The sequence below is a fragment of the Planctomycetia bacterium genome, from assembly GCA_034440135.1.
Classification (GTDB): domain Bacteria; phylum Planctomycetota; class Planctomycetia; order Pirellulales; family JALHLM01; genus JALHLM01.
Map to the genome: position 1 here is coordinate 1 of JAWXBP010000193.1, position 17073 is coordinate 17073.

General features: G+C 59.6%; 13 protein-coding genes and 1 tRNA gene. 10 read left to right on the top strand and 4 right to left on the bottom strand.

The window, feature by feature from the left end; genetic code table 11:
* Positions 1 to 129: 129 nt before the first annotated feature.
* Positions 130 to 2028, bottom strand: coding sequence for a CHAT domain-containing protein (locus SGJ19_11305; protein MDZ4780831.1), 1899 nt, complete (start codon positions 2026 to 2028; stop codon positions 130 to 132).
* A 108-nt stretch (positions 2029 to 2136) separates the two neighbouring features.
* The gene (locus tag SGJ19_11310) at positions 2137 to 3630 is read right to left on the bottom strand and encodes a rhamnulokinase family protein (protein MDZ4780832.1); all 1494 of its coding nucleotides are present in this window, start codon (positions 3628 to 3630) and stop codon (positions 2137 to 2139) included.
* A 512-nt stretch (positions 3631 to 4142) separates the two neighbouring features.
* Between SGJ19_11310 and SGJ19_11315 the strand changes: the two genes are divergently transcribed.
* The 5 genes from SGJ19_11315 (at position 4143) to SGJ19_11335 (ending at position 8450) form a co-directional block, all read left to right on the top strand.
* Positions 4143 to 4898 (top strand): phosphoadenylyl-sulfate reductase, encoded by a 756-nt coding sequence (locus SGJ19_11315; protein ID MDZ4780833.1) that lies wholly within the window; start codon positions 4143 to 4145, stop codon positions 4896 to 4898.
* A gap of 94 nt (positions 4899 to 4992) precedes the next feature.
* A complete protein-coding gene (locus SGJ19_11320; GenBank protein ID MDZ4780834.1) occupies positions 4993 to 5421 on the top strand; it encodes an Rrf2 family transcriptional regulator in 429 nt (142 codons plus the stop codon).
* A 607-nt stretch (positions 5422 to 6028) separates the two neighbouring features.
* Positions 6029 to 6607 carry a response regulator gene (locus SGJ19_11325; protein MDZ4780835.1) on the top strand — a complete coding sequence of 193 codons (579 nt, stop codon included), beginning with the start codon at positions 6029 to 6031 and terminating at the stop codon, positions 6605 to 6607.
* A 105-nt stretch (positions 6608 to 6712) separates the two neighbouring features.
* A complete protein-coding gene (locus tag SGJ19_11330; GenBank protein ID MDZ4780836.1) occupies positions 6713 to 7708 on the top strand; it encodes a HAMP domain-containing sensor histidine kinase in 996 nt (331 codons plus the stop codon).
* Between the two features lie 310 nt (positions 7709 to 8018).
* The gene (locus tag SGJ19_11335) at positions 8019 to 8450 is read left to right on the top strand and encodes a hypothetical protein (GenBank protein MDZ4780837.1); all 432 of its coding nucleotides are present in this window, start codon (positions 8019 to 8021) and stop codon (positions 8448 to 8450) included.
* 422 nt (positions 8451 to 8872) lie between these two features.
* Here the strand turns inward: SGJ19_11335 and SGJ19_11340 are convergent, their stop codons facing one another.
* The gene (locus SGJ19_11340) at positions 8873 to 11032 is read right to left on the bottom strand and encodes an FHA domain-containing protein (GenBank protein ID MDZ4780838.1); all 2160 of its coding nucleotides are present in this window, start codon (positions 11030 to 11032) and stop codon (positions 8873 to 8875) included.
* A gap of 403 nt (positions 11033 to 11435) precedes the next feature.
* On the opposite strand from SGJ19_11340, the gene SGJ19_11345 reads away from it, so the two are divergent.
* From SGJ19_11345 to SGJ19_11365, 5 genes are all read left to right on the top strand, one after another.
* Positions 11436 to 11507, top strand: a tRNA-Gly gene (locus SGJ19_11345).
* Positions 11508 to 11601: 94 nt separating this feature from the next.
* Positions 11602 to 13125, top strand: coding sequence for a trigger factor (gene tig / locus SGJ19_11350; protein ID MDZ4780839.1), 1524 nt, complete (start codon positions 11602 to 11604; stop codon positions 13123 to 13125).
* A 189-nt stretch (positions 13126 to 13314) separates the two neighbouring features.
* Positions 13315 to 13944: an ATP-dependent Clp protease proteolytic subunit gene (locus SGJ19_11355; protein ID MDZ4780840.1), complete on the top strand. Its 630-nt coding sequence runs from the start codon at positions 13315 to 13317 to the stop codon at positions 13942 to 13944.
* 11 nt (positions 13945 to 13955) lie between these two features.
* Positions 13956 to 14564: an ATP-dependent Clp endopeptidase proteolytic subunit ClpP gene (gene clpP / locus SGJ19_11360; GenBank protein ID MDZ4780841.1), complete on the top strand. Its 609-nt coding sequence runs from the start codon at positions 13956 to 13958 to the stop codon at positions 14562 to 14564.
* 101 nt (positions 14565 to 14665) lie between these two features.
* Positions 14666 to 15556 carry a hypothetical protein gene (locus SGJ19_11365; protein ID MDZ4780842.1) on the top strand — a complete coding sequence of 297 codons (891 nt, stop codon included), beginning with the start codon at positions 14666 to 14668 and terminating at the stop codon, positions 15554 to 15556.
* Between the two features lie 126 nt (positions 15557 to 15682).
* Here the strand turns inward: SGJ19_11365 and SGJ19_11370 are convergent, their stop codons facing one another.
* Positions 15683 to 16747: a Gfo/Idh/MocA family oxidoreductase gene (locus tag SGJ19_11370; GenBank protein MDZ4780843.1), complete on the bottom strand. Its 1065-nt coding sequence runs from the start codon at positions 16745 to 16747 to the stop codon at positions 15683 to 15685.
* Positions 16748 to 17073 lie beyond the last annotated feature (326 nt).

The following is a 17073-nucleotide window of genomic DNA, read 5'->3' on the forward strand; positions in this document are numbered from 1 at the left end:
CATCACACCCTCCTTCCCCAGCCGTCATGGCCAACGGAAGAGTGGTGTACAAAAAGAGTTACGCCAGGTCAATCACAAGAGACAGTGGAAGTAGATACCGATCGTCTCCGGACCGTGCCACAACAAGGGTTACGCCCGTCGCTTTGCAAATGTGACGACACTTTCAATTAATTCTTCGGCCTCATCCTTGAACCTTCGTTCCTCATGGCCATCAATTGGATTGCCCGTATCAATTGACGCTAAACGCGGTTTCTGAACGATCATGTTTGCAAGTTTGTGCAGATCGGCTGCAAATGCCTTCAGTTGGTTACAATCCGACGGTTTCAAGCCACTTGCGAAACGTTCTGAAAACCCGAATAGCGATTCCGAAAACTCCGCAAGAAAATGCTGCGCTTTGTCGACCTGAAATTGAAGATGATCAAAGCGCCGCCACTTCTGGACGGTCACATCACACAGCGCAGCAAGTTGCGGCAGCGGCGAGTCCGCTTGCTGGAGCACCGTGTTGATGAGTGGCAACTTCTCGTCAGCACCTGCTCTTACCAACAGCTTCGGAACTTTCGGCCCTTCAATTCCCACCAGTGCAACGGCATTCTTCCCGAGTTCAAACGATCTCGCAATCGATTGACCAAAGCCAATCGCTTGATAAAAGTGTGACGAGAACGCGATTGCAGCGTCGTCGTCGCTTTCTGACGACATCGCGATGACAAAGTCAACGTGCTTCTTGAGTTTTCGCGCATGCTTAAGTGAATCGCATGCGTTCAGCACCACACATCGCACCTGTCCTTGCAACGCCTTAAATAGACCTGCAAGTGCTTCTTCGGTTATTGCCATGCCTTGCCCATTGACGTCCTCGAGAAGCAGTTCGCCAGTTGCCGAACCATGCGCGCGGAAGTGGACGATGGTCGGTTTGTGTTTCAGCAATTCACGCTGAAGGTCGCTTGCGCGTACGGCCCAAGACGTTTTCAGTTTGAGCAAGTCTCGGCCATCAGATCTGTCAACATGCTCCTCGATCGACCTAGCTTCCTCGTCCAGCCTCAACTGGGCAGTGTCCATAGGATTTGACGCAAGTAGAAGGACTGTCATCGTTGAGTTCATTGATTCACCGCTCGTCGTCGCTGCACCATTCACAATTCGAAAGTAAACGTCCGGATCAAGTGACGCCATCACTTTGTGAAGTTCGGCGTCGCTATTAAACTGCAGAATGAGGAAACGCCATTCGTGCTTGTTGTCGATCAACATTCCTTCGATGTGTGATCTACAATCCGAAATCAGTTCACGATATTGTGATCGCTCAGGGTTGGAAGTCGAGGCTACTGCTGTAGCGCGAAATGCGTCCAAGTAAAGCTGCAGCAACTGACACGCAACTTCCGGTGGTATCGGACCATGAAGCTGACGCGTTGTGTCGATGTGTTTCGCTGCAGCGGCACACGCATTTGCCACATAGCCGTACTGATTGCCCAAAAGGATTCGGTGTCCTGCGTAGTCTCCTCGTGTTCTTGCAGTTTCTGCCAATCGTGCGCATTTGTCGATGGCTTCCCGGTAGAGATCAAATGCGTCAATGAAACGGCTGTTGTCCCAGGACTCTCGCGCGCGAAATGCAACCTCAGTAACGCCAACGACGTGACGATAGAACTCCGCCTTTTCTAGAAAGCTTAAGAGTCGGTGCTCTGGAACCTCACTCGTCGCAGCTAACTGCTCGCGCAGTACGAGGATGTGCCGGTCAAGGCAAATCCCTGCTAGTTGTAGTGCATGGAGCGATTCTGCCGCTTCATGTCGTTCATAGTGCCAAAATGCTCGAGAGCGCTCCGCTTCATAAGCGTAGTAGTCGCACAACATCCGCAACTCGTCTCCGATTGGATCAAGTGCGGTTTTAATCAGGAGTGTCGAACACTTGATTGCCGCGTCACGAAACTTTTCCGCTGCGAGGAGATGTTCATCAAAGTGCTCAACACACTGACGCGCAGCGCTACTATGCTGACTCCCCTCTTGAAATGCTTTGTTGATCGAATCAAGGTCATCGTCGATCATGGCAAAATCGTAGATTGGCCCAACCCGTCGAGTTTGCGGAAATACGTGAGTGGTCGCATTCCTCGAACAAGCAGTTGCCAGGAATTCTACTGCATGTCGCGATGTCCATCACCCCGTCAACCGTTCAAACACCCCATAAGCCGCTTCCCAGGCTTCGCGATGCTCCGATGGTTCATACTCTTCCACTGAGAAGGAGCGGCGGATGACTTCGCGGGCTTCGGCGATGTTGCTGACGGCGCCGGCTGCCGCGGCTTGCATCATGACGTTGCCGATGGCTGTGGCTTCGACTGGGCCGGCGATCACGCGGCGGTTGCAGGCGTCGGCGGTGAATTGGCAGAGTTGCCGGTTGAGGGCGCCGCCGCCGACGATGTGGATCGTGCGAATCTTCGTGTCGGCGAGTTCTTCAAGATGGCCAAGGACTTGCCGGTAGCGGAGGGCGAGGCTTTCCAGGGCGCAGCGCACCATGGCGCCCTCATCGGCAGGTTGTGCTTGTCCGGTACGGCGGCAGTAGTCGCGCATGGCGTGCGGCATATCGGCCGGAGCAAGCAGCGTGGCGTCGTCCGGGTTCACCATCGAGACGAGCGGCGGCGCTTCGGCGCTCAAGCGTAACAGCGCTTCCCAGGTGAATTCGCAACCTTGTTTCGCCCAGATGCGGCGGCATTCCTGAATGAGCCAGAGTCCGCCGATGTTTTTCAGCAGTCGAATCGTGCCGCCCACGCCCCCCTCGTTCGTGAAGTTGAGTTGCAGGCAGCGATCGTTCACCACGGGGCGCGGCAGCTCCAGGCCCATCAGGCTCCAGGTGCCGGAGCTGATGTAGCACCAATCGGGCTTCTCCGCGCCGACGCCTCGGGCGGGGACCGCCATCACGGCGCTGGCGGTGTCGTGCGTGCCCGGTAGCACCACTTCGACATTGTTCAGCCCGGTTTCTTCGGCCAGTTCCTGGCGCAAGTGGCCAAGCTTCGCACCGGGCTGCGTGATTTCGCCCAAGATGTGAAGCGGTAACTGGAATCGCTCAAAGAGATCGGCGGCCCAATGCCCGCGTGTGGGATTATAGAACTGCGTCGTGGTGGCGTTGGTGAACTCGTTCACTTTGACGCCGGTAAGCAGCCAGTTGAAGACGTCGGGCATCATCAGCAGCGATTCGGCCATTTCCAGCAGCGGCGAATCGGCCCATTTCATCGCCAGCAGTTGATACAGCGTGTTGAACTGCATGAACTGCAGTCCGGAGTGATGAAAAATCTCCTCTCGGCTCACGAGGCGAAACGCCTTGTCGAGAATGCCGTCGGTGCGGTGGTCGCGATAATGGTTCGGGTTGCCGAGCAGGACGTTGTTCCGTCCCAACAGGGCGAAATCGACCCCCCAGGTGTCGACGCCGACGCTGCGGATTTGATCGCCGTACTTCGCCCCGGCGGCCGTCAGCCCCCGGCAAACGTGCGACCAGAGGTGCAGCAAGTCCCAATGTTTGCTGCCCGCAACGACGACGGGCCCGTTCTCGAAGCGGTTCACCTCGCCCAGGGCCAGGAGCCGCCCGTCGAAGGAACCGGCCATGACCCGGCCGCTGGAGGCCCCCAGATCGACCGCCAAGAATGTCTCCGCCGCCATAGATTCCCGCCTTGTCCGCTCGATCGCGATTGCCGCAAGTTCCACCTGGAAAAGGAGATTGTGGCGACGCCGCGGCGCAAGTTCAAGCGCAGACGCGAGGAGGAGAATTAACCGCGAAACACGCGAAAAGAACGCGAAAAGGCAGAATGGTCCAGGGAATACACGGAAGGACACGGAAATGAATGCTCTCTTGTTCCGTGTCTTTCCGTGTAGTCCGTGAATCAATTCGTCCTCCCTTTCGCGCCATTTCGCGTGTTTCGCGGTTAAACGCCGGTATTGGCCACGGGATAAGCGGTCTAGGTTGCAGAATCGGACTGGGAAGCGTCGATATCGATTGGTGGGCTAGGCTTAATGTTGACTTAGATGAGCAACATTAGTATGATTGCCCACGCCTTGGCGGCGATCCATTACCTGACGAAGGATTGAATGCCATGAGCACGCCGACCGCTGCTCGCAAAACGACTGCCTCGCCGGTGACTTACCGGCCCCAACTCAAGCTGCACGTGCCTGAAATGCCCGTCCTGGAAACTACGGAACCTGCGCCGGCGCCCTCGTCTGGGCCGAAGGTGTTCTCCGATGAGGAGATCGCTTTCCTGGCGGAATCGAGCCAGAAGCTCGAAACGGCGACGCCGCAGGAGATTATCGCTTGGGCCGTGGAGCACTACTTTCCCAAGCTGACGATGGCCACGGCATTCGGCCCGGAAGGCTGTGCGATCATCCACATGCTGGCGGAGATCGAGCCGCGAGTGCATGTGTTCAACCTGGACACCGGCTATCAATTCAAAGAGACGCTGGAATTGCGGGAGCGCATCGCCCAGCGGTACGGAATCCTGGTCGAAATGAAGCAGCCGGAGCTGACGGTGGCCGAATACGAGGCCAAGCACGGCGGCCCGCTGTACAAGACGAACCCGGACCAGTGCTGCGCCGATCGCAAAGTGAAGGTCCTCAAGCAGGCGGCCGAGGGCTGGGACGCCTGGATGACGGCCATTCGCCGCGACCAGAGCCCGGACCGGGCGAACGCGCCGATCGTCGGTGTCGACAAGAAGTTCAACCTGGTGAAGGTGAACCCGCTGGCGAACTGGACGAAGCAGGACGTCTGGAAGCTGATCACGGCTCACGACGTCCCGTACAACCCGCTGCACGACCAGGGTTACCCGAGCATCGGCTGCTGGCCCTGCACGCGAGCGGTAATGTTCGGCGAAGACGAACGCGCCGGCCGCTGGAGCGGATTTCAGAAGACCGAGTGTGGATTGCATACTAAGGACTGAGGACGAGTTTGAAGTTTTCAGTGTTCAGTTTTCAGTTGGGATACGGACTGAAATTCTCACTGAAAACTGAAAACTGAAAACTTCAAACTGCCCCATGAAACTCTCCGCCAAGACTGAATACGCCTGCATCGCCATGCTCGAATTGGCGGCGGCGTATGGTTCGGCGGAACCGGTGCGGATCGGGGCAATTGCCGAAAAACACGGGATTCCGCCCCGTTTTCTGGTGCAGATCCTGCTGCAGCTCAAAGGCGCTGGATACGTCGCCAGCACGCGCGGGGCCGCCGGCGGCTACCAGCTCATCAAGTCGCCGGACGAGGTTTCTCTCGGTGCGGTGATGACCGTCATCGACGGCCCAGACGACGGTCCAACGAACAGCGCACTGCCCCAATCGATTGCCGCGCGGGTGTTACAGGAAGCCTGGCGCGAAGTGTTGCAAGTCGAACGTGAAATGCTCGACGGCCTCTCGTTCGGCGATCTGCTCGACCGCACGAAAGAGCCGACCGAAGGCATGTATCACATCTGACACGCCAGCTGTGCAAGGTGTCTAGCGAAACGTTGTTCGCAGTTACTGGTCGGAGATTCGCTGGGCGTTCACGTCCAACGATCACCGATGTCGGCTCTCCCTCGCTGGCGCTACGGGCTAGTGTTGTCGCTCTCCGCGCCTCTGCGCCTCCGCGTTTCCAAACGCATTTCCCGCATTCACATCCCGAAGCTGGGTGAGCTATACCCGACGTTTTGGGGCGGGGGAATTACGCGAACCGGGTAACTGGTAATTCTGGCGGTTCCGTGGCGATTGTCGTAAGTCATTGTCGTGTTGGCGCTTGCGTCGAATGAATCGATATTGACTCGATATTTCGCCTGGCTATAATTGCTCGACGTGGCAAGTCCGGTAGTTCGGGAAGAACCGGAAGAGCCTGCGGAATGCGAAAGCGTCAGCGGACAAAGGATTTAGGAATCTTGGTTCCCCAGGGAGCCTGGCTTCCCAGAAGAGGGCGGACCCTCGGGCGTTGACGCCAACGGCTAGTGTGACACGGATGACTGGACCTCCGCCGGGCGGCTCTTGTGGATAGAGCTGTCTTGGAGGTTGCCTAGACTAGCCCACCATCGGCTAGGAGAAGGGTGGTAAACCCATGAAGGATGTCTTCACGACGGGCGAAGCGGCCAAGATTTGCAAAGTCAGCCAACAAACCATCATTCGCTGTTTTGACTCCGGACAACTGCGCGGTTTTCGCGTTCCGGGCAGCCGCTTCCGCCGCATTCCGCGGGCGGAACTGTACCAGTTCATGAAGGACAACCAGATTCCGACCGACGCGCTGGAAAGCGGCAAACGGAAGGTGCTGGTGGTCGACGATGACGTCGAGTTGGTGGAGCTGATCACGGAAGTGCTGGAGCGGGACGGCCGGTTCGAAACCCGGAGCGTCAACAACGGTTTCGACGCCGGCATGATGGTCAAGGAATACCGTCCCGAACTGATTGTGCTGGACGTGATGCTGCCGGACATCAATGGCCGCGAAGTCTGCCAGCGAGTCCGCGGCGACAGCACCATGGACTCGGTGCGGATCATCTGCATCTCCGGCATGGTGGAAGACGACAAGATCGAAGACCTCCGCGCCGCGGGGGCCAACGATTTCATGCACAAGCCGTTCGAGATCGAACAACTCGTCGACCGGATGTGCCAACTGCTGGATATGGAAGCGGCGAACGTGTAACGGACGAGCGTGAACCGCGAAACACGCGAAACACACGAAAGGTTGGAGGCAACCAGGCGGGTGAATGGGTTCCGTTCACCTTGCTTGTGCCTCGATTTGAATCTCGTGAGCGCCGGCGTGAACTTCGCGAACTGGCAAGTCGAAACGTTGCTGTCGTTGCTCGATGCCGTGTTGGCGGAGGACGGCGTAGTTCGCGCCGCGCATGTGCGCGCGGCGTTGGCAACCGAGCCCGAGTTCGCGGTACTTGCGACGGAATTCGGACTGACCGGAGACTGCGACGAGCGGCGAACGATCCACTGCTTGCAGGAATTGCTCGCGCGATATTCGCGAGAGGATAATCGTGATGATGCGATTTCGCCGGCGCATCTTGCGGCCCTTGCGCGGCTGCGAAGCGTGCTCGGGCTGCGCTCTCGCATAGTACAATTGCTTGGCGACTTTAGTCACGCCCTCGACGAAGCTAAGCTCACCGCGCTGGCCGAGTTTGCAGCCGGCGCCGGGCATGAGATGAACAATCCGCTGGCGGTGATCTCCGGCCGGGCGCAATTACTGTTGCGCGGCGAGACGGACGAAGCGCGGCGCGCGGACCTGGCGCTCATCAAAACGCAAGCGACGCGCGTGCATGAGATGATCGCCGATTTGATGCTCTTCGCGCGGCCGCCGGCGCCGGTGAAACAAGATACAGATTTAACGCAATTGGTCCGCGAAACCATTGAGCGCGTTCGCGCTGCGGCGGATCAGCGCGGCGTGCGGATCGACTCCACGTTTTCCAGGCCGGTGGAGATCTCCATCGACCCGGCGCAGATTTCTACGGCGCTGCGCGGGCTGATCGAGAACGCGTTGAATGCCGTTAGCGACGGCGGGATCGTTTCCATCGACGTGCAGGGGACGACGATCTTTGTGCGCGACAACGGCCCGGGCATCTCGACGCAGGAACGCGGGCTGATCTTCGATCCGTACTATTCAGGGCGACAAGCCGGGCGAGGGCTCGGCATGGGCTTGCCGAAATGCTGGCGCATCATTCAGCAGCACGGCGGCGAGTTATCGGTACAAGGGGCGCAAGGGGGCGGAACCGAGTTTGTAATTCAATTACCGCTACTGTAGCCGACCTCGGTAAGGCGACATGCCTCAACTACTCCGCCAATAAAACAAGGCCGTCCGGGAGAACGGCGTTGGGACATCGACTGCCGGTGGGTTGTGCGTTCCCCGCCATCGGCCAATGCGGCAGGTTGTCCAATTCAATACTACGTCTTTTCCACAGGGAAAGTGTGTGAGCTTTGCGCAAGGTTTTTGTGCCGATGCTCACGCGGGTTCACCACGGGGCACGAAGAACACGGCAATAGGAGGCGGCGCCGTTGGGAAGGGTCGAGTCACGCAATGAAAATCGCGGCATACGGCAAGAGGGAGGAATTGGATGAGCGACGAGATGAATCCTTATGTATCGCCGAAGGTCGCGGAGGCGCCGCTTCAATATGAATTCGACGTCAAAGCACCTCCGAGGCCTTGGGCTTCCCGGGCAATTACTGCGGCGCTCTTCATGAACATTGTCGCTATACCGCTCAGTGAACTGTTGCCGGATGTTAGACGGAGCCTAGAGCGTCTCGGAGCGCCTGCTCTCTGGATCGACATGGTCAAGGCCTGCGGGTTGATCAACATCGTGTGGCTGATGGTGATGTGGCCGATCACGTCGTTGACGGCGGTGATTTACACCGCGTCTGTGGATCGCTATACGCGATGGTGGCGATTCAAGTCCGTTACCGCGGCAATCATGCTCGCGCTATGGATGTTGGGCTGCGGCCTGATTCTTAGTATGGTGATGTCAACGTCCGCTGATGAATTGGACTAAGATCATGGGAATGCGCGAGTGGATGCCTCCAACCCTTACGCTTCACCATTGGCGCCGCACGTGGCGACTACCGATGACCTGAAGCTGCCCCCGTATCCGTGGCTCAGTAACACCCTGTTCATCGGGTTGCTGCTGAACGCAATTCCCTGCATCGCGGTGTTTGCGCTGATTTTGTACGCAGCGTGGCTCGAAATGCAGTTACCGGGCCAAGACCCCTTCGTGGGTTTCGAAATGCTGCTTGGCTTCGGTGTCTTAGGCGCCGCCGCATACTGGCCGCTCTCGTCGTTGGCGCTGTTTGTGTATTCCATCACCGTCGATCGTGGAACACCGTGGTGGATACTCAAAGCAATTGTATCCAGCGCAATGCTCTTGATGTTCCTATTGCCGTGCGTGTTGGCGCTGGTCTTAGCTCGACGGCGAGCTCAGCCGCGAGGCTTTTGCTTGGTGCTTGGCAATTCCTCGGCGAGAAAATCAAGGAAGTCGTCGTCGTCCGCTCCTGTGGCCGGCGGGGGCGCGTCGGACAAGACGGGCTTGATATTGCCGGACGTTTCTTCGAGCGGCAAATCCAGTTCGAAGTCGAGCACCTCGTCGGCGGCCAATTCCTGGGGGTTCCGCGCGGCCGAGGCTGGCGGCGGGCCTTCGGCGGTGATCTCTAGGAGTTCCGCGTCGGAAAACTCGAAGGACTCCGGCGAAGGGGAACCCACTGTCGCCGCGGGCGCGGAGCCCGCAGGCGCAGCGGTCGGAGCGACTTCCGCCACCGGTTTCTGGGACTTGGCCGCCCCCTTCTTGGAAAACGGCCACCAGCCGCGCTTCGTCGTCGCCGTGCCTGTCGCTTCGGCCACCGCTTGCGTGGCGGGGACGGGCATTTCTGCCTGCGCCGCATCCAGCGCCGCTGCCGATTTGGCTTTGCGTTTCAGGCCGAACAATCCGCGCTTCGGCTTCTCAGTCGGCGACGCAGGCGTCTCATCCGCGAACCATTCCGCGTCGTCGATCACCACCGTCGTTTCATGCGAAATTTCGTGGGTCAGGCTGATATCGACGATGGAATCGTCGTTCGGCGACGTCGATTCAGCGCCCTCAGAATTGCGATTGCCCATGACGACCGTCTTCCCGCCGAGCATCTCGGTCACGGACGACGCGGCAACCGACGTCTCAGCAACGGGCGATTCGGCAACCGGTTCGAGTTCGTCGACAACGTCATTCGCGATTTCCACGGCAGCTGCTTTCTGGCGGCCAAAGGGCCAGAGGCCGCGTTTTTTCTTCGCGGGCCGCGTCGTTTCGACGTGTGGCACGGGCGCGGCACTCTCGGCCACTGGCTCGTCGAAGGCGAGCTCCTCGAGCTCGTCGATCTCGTCGATGACCTGTGTCTCGGCGCTGGAAAAGGCGGGCGGCATGTTGGCCGCGAGTTCATTGAGGTCGACGTCCGCCGGCTCGGCCGTTTGAGGCGGTTCTTCGACGTCCAGCCAATCCAGTTCGCTCTCGTCCTCAGTCTTGACTGCCGACGCCGTGGAACTTGTTGCCTCAAGGAGTTCAGGATCGTCGAACGACAACTCCGCGTCCTCGGTCGGCGGCGCCGGCGGCCGTTCCATGACGATCGTTTCTTCGGTCATCATGGCAAGGAAGTCATCTTCGTCCGGCGCGCCGCTCGGCGGCACTTCGGCTTCCGCTTTCGGCAGGCTCGCCACTTCCGCCAATTCCTCGACGGCTTCAGGCCTGGCGGCTGGTCGCTCAACGACGACGGTTTCCTCGGTCATCATCGCCAAGAAATCATCGTCGTCCGCCGACTCGGCGGGTTTGCTCGTCAAAGGCGCCTGCGGCGGCGCCGGAGTTTTCGCCGCGACGACCGGGGCAATCTCCTCCAACTCCGGCATGGGCGAGAGGTCGAAGCTCAGCTCGTCGTCGTCCGCAGCTGGGATTTCATCATGCTTCGTTGCTGAGATTGGGGCTGGATCGAGCGCTTCGGGTGCAACGAGCGGGGATTCCAGGTCCAGATCAAAGGAGTCGTCGTCCGAGCCCAAGAGATCGAGTTCTTCGGGGGATTCCGCGATCGATTCGGCAGCCGCGGCAATCGGTTCCTCATCAACGGGAAGGTCGAGATCGAAACCATCGTCGCCGCCAAGATCCACCAGCGGTGCATCGGGTAGGCTGGCGTTGACGAGTTCTTCGAGCGGTTCCGGGCGCGCAATCCGCGGCAGGTTGACGACCGTTTCCGCGAGTTCCGGCAGGTCGGCGGGAGCGTCGGGGAGAACCGCGTCTTCCGTGGGAGCCGCCGACGGTGCGACCGTATTGGCGAGGTGATTGTAGACGAGTCGGAAGGTCAGCGGGCCGATGCACAACTCGGCGCCATGCTCCAAAAGCGCGCGTTGGACCTGATCGCCTGAGACGTGCGTGCCGTTCAGCGAGCCGAGGTCCCGGACAAAGATTTCGCCGTTTTCCTCGAATAGTTCGCAGTGCTGGCGGCTGACCGTGTGATGGTCGATGACGATTCCGGCCTTACGGCTCCGACCGACAATGACGGGGAGCTTGAGGCGGACTTCCGCGCGGTTGGCTTTGCCACCCACGATAATTAACTTCGCGCGCATGAGGGGCTCCCTCGACGGATAGCCTGGCCAAGCGAGGCACTCCGCCCCTTACCGTACCGTCCGGCCGCCCTGCCGATCCGTTTCGCGGGCGGATTTTCGGCCGATTAGGCCGATTTTTCCGTCGCGCATCGCAAACCCTTACTATAGCTAGGGAAAAGTGGGGTATCAACAACCTTTGACGGGACGAAAGGCGCGATATTGACGATGCACTTCGGAACCAGGCGAGATTTCGACGAACATTGTCCTCGGAGTTGTCTCCTGGCTGATGGCTGACTGTGTCAAACGGCTCGGGGAGTACCCTTGCATCCGTTTACGGCAGTTCTATAATCGCGCAAGCCTTTGCGCCGCGCAGTTTCCGGCCCCGCTCCAGGCGTGGCACTTGCCCGGCGTTTTGCGAGCACACGCGGGTGTAGCTCAGTGGTAGAGCGTCACGTTGCCAACGTGGCTGTCGTGGGTTCGAATCCCATCACCCGCTCTGGTTTTCCAGGATTACATGGTCCAGGCGGTTCGTTTGTCAGTGGACAAGCGGACCGCCTGTGCCGCTTTTTGTCGGTCGAGATGGGTGAATCATGGCGGATGAACGCGAAGAAGAAGCCGGTGCGGTGGCGGTCGAGGGCGCGGAAGACGCCAAGGAACGCCTCAATCTGGACGTGAAGATCGACAAGACCGGCGCTTGCCAGCGCCACATCACGGTCACGATCCCGCGTGAGGACATCGACAAGTATTACGACGCCGCGTACAGCGACCTGATGGGCAAGGCGTCCATCCCGGGCTTCCGCAACGGTCGCGCGCCGCGCAAGCTCGTCGAGAGCCGCTTCAAGAAGGAAATCACCGATCAGATCAAGGGGTCGCTGTTGATGGACAGCATGACCCAGGCGACCGACGACAACGCCTTGGCGGCGATCAGCGAGCCGGACATCGACCCGGTCGGCATTAACGTGCCGGACGAAGGCCCGATGGTCTATGAGTTCAATCTGGAAGTACGGCCGGAATTCGACGTGCCCAACTGGAAGGGTCTGAAAGTCGAACGCCCGGTCCGTGAATTCACCGAGGTCGACGTCGAGCAGCAAATCAAGTCGTTGCTGGAGCGCCAAGGCCGATTGGTGCCGCACGACGGTCCCGCGGAGGCTGGCGACTATATCTCCACAAAGCTGACTTTCAAGGACGGCGACCGCGAAATCAGCAGCAGCGCCGAGGAAGTGATTCGCATCCGCAAGGTGTTGAGCTTCCGCGACGGCAAGATCGAAGCTTTCGACAAGTTGATGGCGGGCGTCAAGGCTGGCGAGACGCGTATTGGCAAAGCGAAGTTGACCGAGGACGCCCCGAACGAATCGCTCCGTGGGAAATCCATCGAAGCCGTGTTCGACGTGCTGGAAGTCAAGCGTCTCGAAGCGCCGGAGTTGAGCGACGAGTTCTTGAAAACGGTCGGAGACTTCGATAGCGAGGACGAGCTTCGCGAGGCCGTCAAAAAGAACCTGGCGCGGCAACTGGAATTCCATCAACAACGCCGCGCACGCGAGCAAGTGTTGGGCGCATTGACGGTGCATGCCGATTGGGAATTGCCGCCGGATTTGTTGCGTCGCCAATGGGGCCGCGAACTGGACCGGATGGTACTGGAATTGCGGCGGAGCGGTTTCTCGGACGAGCAGATCCTGGCTCACGAAAACGAGCTGCGACAGAACTCGCGGTCGGCGACCGCACGGTTGCTCAAGGAACACTTCATCCTGGAGCGGATCGCAGAAGACGAAAAGGTGGAAGACCTGACGGAAGACTACGACAAGGAAATCGCCTTGATCGCCATGCAGAGTAGCGAGTCGCCCCGCCGGGTGCGCGCCCAGTTGCAAAAGCGCGGCCTGATGGACACGCTTCGCAATCAGATCATCGAACGCAAGGTGATCGACATGGTGCTCAAGGAAGCCACTTTCACCGATACGCCATACAAGACCGACTCGGAGGACGCCGAGGCCCTGGACCAAGCGGCTGGCGGCGGCGAGGACGACGGTGACATCCCCGAGGCGAAATACAACGCCGGCCCCGAATCCACCTTGCCGGACGGCGATAAAAGCCGTGAGCAAGGCAAGATGGGTAATTAACGATCGGTCCAGTCGGCGCAAGCTGCCCCTTGATCGAAGCTGAGCTTCCCCGTTTGCGCCGCCATGCTACCATTCTGGTGTGGGCGACGGGGTCACTGGTTGGCGACCGGCGCGCGGCCGGTGGCGTATCGGCTTTCGGTGCGCGGCCCTGCTCTCACACCAAGATTCAAAAACTCGAGATCGAGTCCCATGAGCGGAAGTTATCGACCGGGGTCGTTTGATCCCCAGGCGGCCTATCGCGACTACCAGCGCCAGCGCGCGTTGACGCTGGGCGATTTGCTGTTGGAAAACCGCGTGATCTTGCTGCAAGGCGAAATTCACGACGGCAACGCCAACGAACTGGTGATGAAGCTCTTGTATTTGCAGAGTGAAAATCGCCGCAAGGAAATCCACTTCTATATCAATTCGCCGGGCGGCAGCGTGAGCGCGACGCTGGCGATTTACGACACCATGCAAATGCTGTCGTGCCCCGTGGCGACGTACTGCGTCGGCCTCGCGGCGAGTGGCGGCGCGGTGCTGCTGGCCGGCGGCGCCAAGGGCAAGCGTTTCGCGTTGCCGCATGCCAAGGTGATGATCCATCAGCCCTACGGCTCGGTGGGCGGACAGGTGTCCGACATCGAGATCCAGGCGGACGAGATCTTCAAGACGCGGCACGTGCTCAACGAGATCCTGGCCAGTCACACCGGCCAGCCGATTGAGCGGATCGCCAAAGACACCGACCGCGACCGTTATTTGACGGCCGTTGAAGCGAAAGAATACGGGCTGGTGGACGAGATCCTTACCAAGCCGCCCATGACCGAAGACGACAAAGAAGAATAAGGCCCACTCACATGCCACTGATTCCGTTTGTGATCGAGAAGAGCGGCCGTGAAGAACGGGCGATGGACATTTACAGTCGCCTGCTCAAGGACCGCATTGTGTTCCTGGGGTCCGGCGTGAACGACGAAGTCGCCAACGCGATCGTCGCGCAATTGCTGTTCCTGCAGTCGGAAGACCCCAAGGCCGACATCCATCTGTATATCAACTCGCCGGGCGGCAGCGTGAGCGCCGGCATGGCGATTTACGACACGATGCAGTTTATCAACTGCGACGTGGCGACCTACTGTATCGGCCAGGCGGCCTCGATGGGCGCCGTGTTGTTGACGGCCGGCGCCGCGGGCAAACGCTTCGCGCTTCCCAATGCGCGAATCATGATTCACCAACCGATGGCCGGCATGGAAGGCACGGCTGAGGAGATCATGATTCACGCCAAGGAATTCCGGAAGGTCAAGGAAAAGCTCAACCGCATCCTGCTCAAGCACACCGGCCACCCGCTGGAAAAAATCGAGCAGGACACGGACCGCGACCGCTTCATGTCGTCGATCGAAGCCCAGGAGTACGGGCTGATCGACAAGGTGATCGAACGGATTGGCAATCACACACAGACGCAGAAGGAGTAGCGGGAGGAGAAAAAGTGTAGAGGAGTAAAGTAGTTACTAATGACACTACTTTTCTCATTTGCACGTATTCCCTTTTACTGCTCGAACTTTCTCCACTTCGCATGAAACACGGATGTTTCATCGCCGTTGCACTCTTTGCGCTGTCAGCGTCTGGCTGCCGGAATGCGCACAATCACCAGTTGCTGTATCGTGAGATGCGGCTGTTGGAAGATCAAATCTACGCGTTGGAAGACGAGAACGCGCACTTGGAAGCGCAACTGACTTCCGCGCAGCGCGAGAACGCCAGTCTCCGCGACGAGCTCGACGGCGGTGAATCGAAGACTCCGCGACGCAGCCGTGGTGACAGCGAGCCAAGTGCGCCGAGCATCGAGCTGCCGGATTTTCCAGCGCGCCGCGAGCCGGATACCGACGCGCCGTCTTTCACGCCTGACGCCGACGAACCCAGTGACGCGCCGCCGTTCGATCCGGGCGCAAGCGGCGCGATCGAGGATCCCAACGTCAACGACGTTACCTTCCATCGGCTGTTAACCGGCGGCTACGACGCCGACGGCAAGCCCGGCGATGATGGACTAAGTGTCGTTTTGGAGCCGCGTAATGCCCGCGGCGAGTTGGTCCGCACTTCCGGCGACGTGGAGCTCGCTCTCGTCGATTCCGAACGGGGCGACGGCGGGCGCGTGGCGCAATGGAAATTCACCTCGGCGGAACTCGCCCGCACTTGGGAACGGCGCACCGTCGGCGAAGGCTTCTTTCTCGAATTGCCCTGGCCGAATCGACCACCTGACAGTCGCCAGTTGAAACTGATCGTCACCTACCGCACACCGCGCGGCAAACGCCTGATCGCGGAGAAACAGATCGCCATCGACCCTGCCGGCGGGCGATTCGCCGACTGGACGGAGTCGAAGGCTGAAGAGCAGGGCGCGCGCCCTGCTACCGGTGAGTCGGCGCGGCCGACTCAGCAAGTCCAGCGCGCTGGATGGTCGCCGTATCGATGACCCCCGCATTCGCGAATAGAGCCGGAAGCGTCAGCGCCCGGAGCGAATAGAAACAATCGTCCTTTCAAATGCGCTCCGGGCACTGACGTTTCCGGCTCCTCTACGAATGCATCGTGAGCTGTCGCGCTACACCTTCACCAGCTTCCCCTTGAACACCGATTCGCTTTGCTTGTGGCAGAGGATCAACGCGTCGCGGGCGAGATCGGCGGAGGAAATCGGGGACGGTGAGCCCGTCTTTACTGCTTTGGCTGCCGCGGTCAGTTCTGCTTCGAAGGCGTCGATGGGGTCGCTAGCGCCGAGTTCGGGCTTGGTGACTTTGCCCTTCGCGTCGAGGATCGTGAGCGGCATCGTGGTGATCGGCTGACCGTCGATGACTTGAAAATCGTAGAGCAGCGTGGCTTTTTCGAGGTAGATCTCGAAGCCGTGGGTGAACGAGCGGCCTTGTTGATAGAGCACGCCGCTGGTGGCCGTGACGCTCAAGCGTTGCTTCGCCGGGTAGACGAATTGCGTGGTGAGGAACTCGACCACTTCGCCGCGCGTGCGCCCGCTGGAGTAGACCGACTCGGGCATGCCGCACAGCAAGCGAATGAAATGCGCGTCGTGGATATGCAAATCGAGGAGCGGGCCGCCGACGCGGTTAGGATCGTAGAAGTTCGGCACCCAGAGCGGATCGGAGATGATCCGTTTGAAGAAGCCGCCGAGCAATTTGCCGTACTTACCGCCCGTGATGAGCTTGTAGGCGTGCGCGTACTCCGGGAAGAACGGCAACACCTGGCCAATCATTAGCAGCTTGCCGGCCTTCTTCGCGGCGGCCACCATCCGCTCGCTCTCTTTGACCTTCAGGGCGATCGGCTTCTCGCAGAACACGTGTTTGCCGGCCTGGAGGGCTTTCACCGTGAAGTCGGCGTGCAGCGCCGGCGGCAGGCAGACGTCGACCAGGTCGACCTTGGGGCTGGCCAGCATTTCGTCGTAGTTGGTATACGTATCGACGCCGGAGAGGTCCATCATCTCCCCGGGAGGTCCAAAATTCCCCTTGATGCCGCGCCAATCCCCTTCGAGCCGCTTCTTGTCGCTTTCGCACATGGCGACGACCTTCACGCCCTTGATCCGCTGGTAGGCCAGGTAGTGGATCATGCCCATGAACCCGATGCCCGTGATGCCGACTCTGACCATGGGGACGCGCCGCTCCATGTGAGAAGTAAGGGAAAACCGCCAGCAATGGCGATCATCTTACCGGGAGCTTCGGCGCGAAAGAAGGGCGCGAGGCGGGCGCAAATAGCCGTTGCTTGCCTTCCTCGGCGGACAATAGGTAGCGCGTTGTTGGAAATCGCAATCACTAGCGCTTTGTCAACACTTAACCTACGGATGCACGGGCGCCACTGGCGGCTCGTGCGCCAGTGCTGGGATTGACTCGGCATTCAGCGTCCGTCTCGCACTGGCGGACGAGCCGCCAGTGGCACCCAGCCCGAATTCTTAGAGTTGACAGGACACTAGCCCGACGCGCAAGCGAGGGGGAG

Coding starts and splice junctions, on each gene's coding strand:
- SGJ19_11305 (MDZ4780831.1), bottom strand. CDS start 2,028: ATGATCGACGATGACCTTGATTCGATCAACAAAGCATTTCAAGAGGGG.
- SGJ19_11310 (MDZ4780832.1), bottom strand. CDS start 3,630: ATGGCGGCGGAGACATTCTTGGCGGTCGATCTGGGGGCCTCCAGCGGC.
- SGJ19_11315 (MDZ4780833.1), top strand. CDS start 4,143: ATGCCCGTCCTGGAAACTACGGAACCTGCGCCGGCGCCCTCGTCTGGG.
- SGJ19_11320 (MDZ4780834.1), top strand. CDS start 4,993: ATGAAACTCTCCGCCAAGACTGAATACGCCTGCATCGCCATGCTCGAA.
- SGJ19_11325 (MDZ4780835.1), top strand. CDS start 6,029: ATGAAGGATGTCTTCACGACGGGCGAAGCGGCCAAGATTTGCAAAGTC.
- SGJ19_11335 (MDZ4780837.1), top strand. CDS start 8,019: ATGAGCGACGAGATGAATCCTTATGTATCGCCGAAGGTCGCGGAGGCG.
- SGJ19_11340 (MDZ4780838.1), bottom strand. CDS start 11,032: ATGCGCGCGAAGTTAATTATCGTGGGTGGCAAAGCCAACCGCGCGGAA.
- tig (MDZ4780839.1), top strand. CDS start 11,602: ATGGCGGATGAACGCGAAGAAGAAGCCGGTGCGGTGGCGGTCGAGGGC.
- SGJ19_11355 (MDZ4780840.1), top strand. CDS start 13,315: ATGAGCGGAAGTTATCGACCGGGGTCGTTTGATCCCCAGGCGGCCTAT.
- clpP (MDZ4780841.1), top strand. CDS start 13,956: ATGCCACTGATTCCGTTTGTGATCGAGAAGAGCGGCCGTGAAGAACGG.
- SGJ19_11365 (MDZ4780842.1), top strand. CDS start 14,666: ATGAAACACGGATGTTTCATCGCCGTTGCACTCTTTGCGCTGTCAGCG.
- SGJ19_11370 (MDZ4780843.1), bottom strand. CDS start 16,747: ATGGAGCGGCGCGTCCCCATGGTCAGAGTCGGCATCACGGGCATCGGG.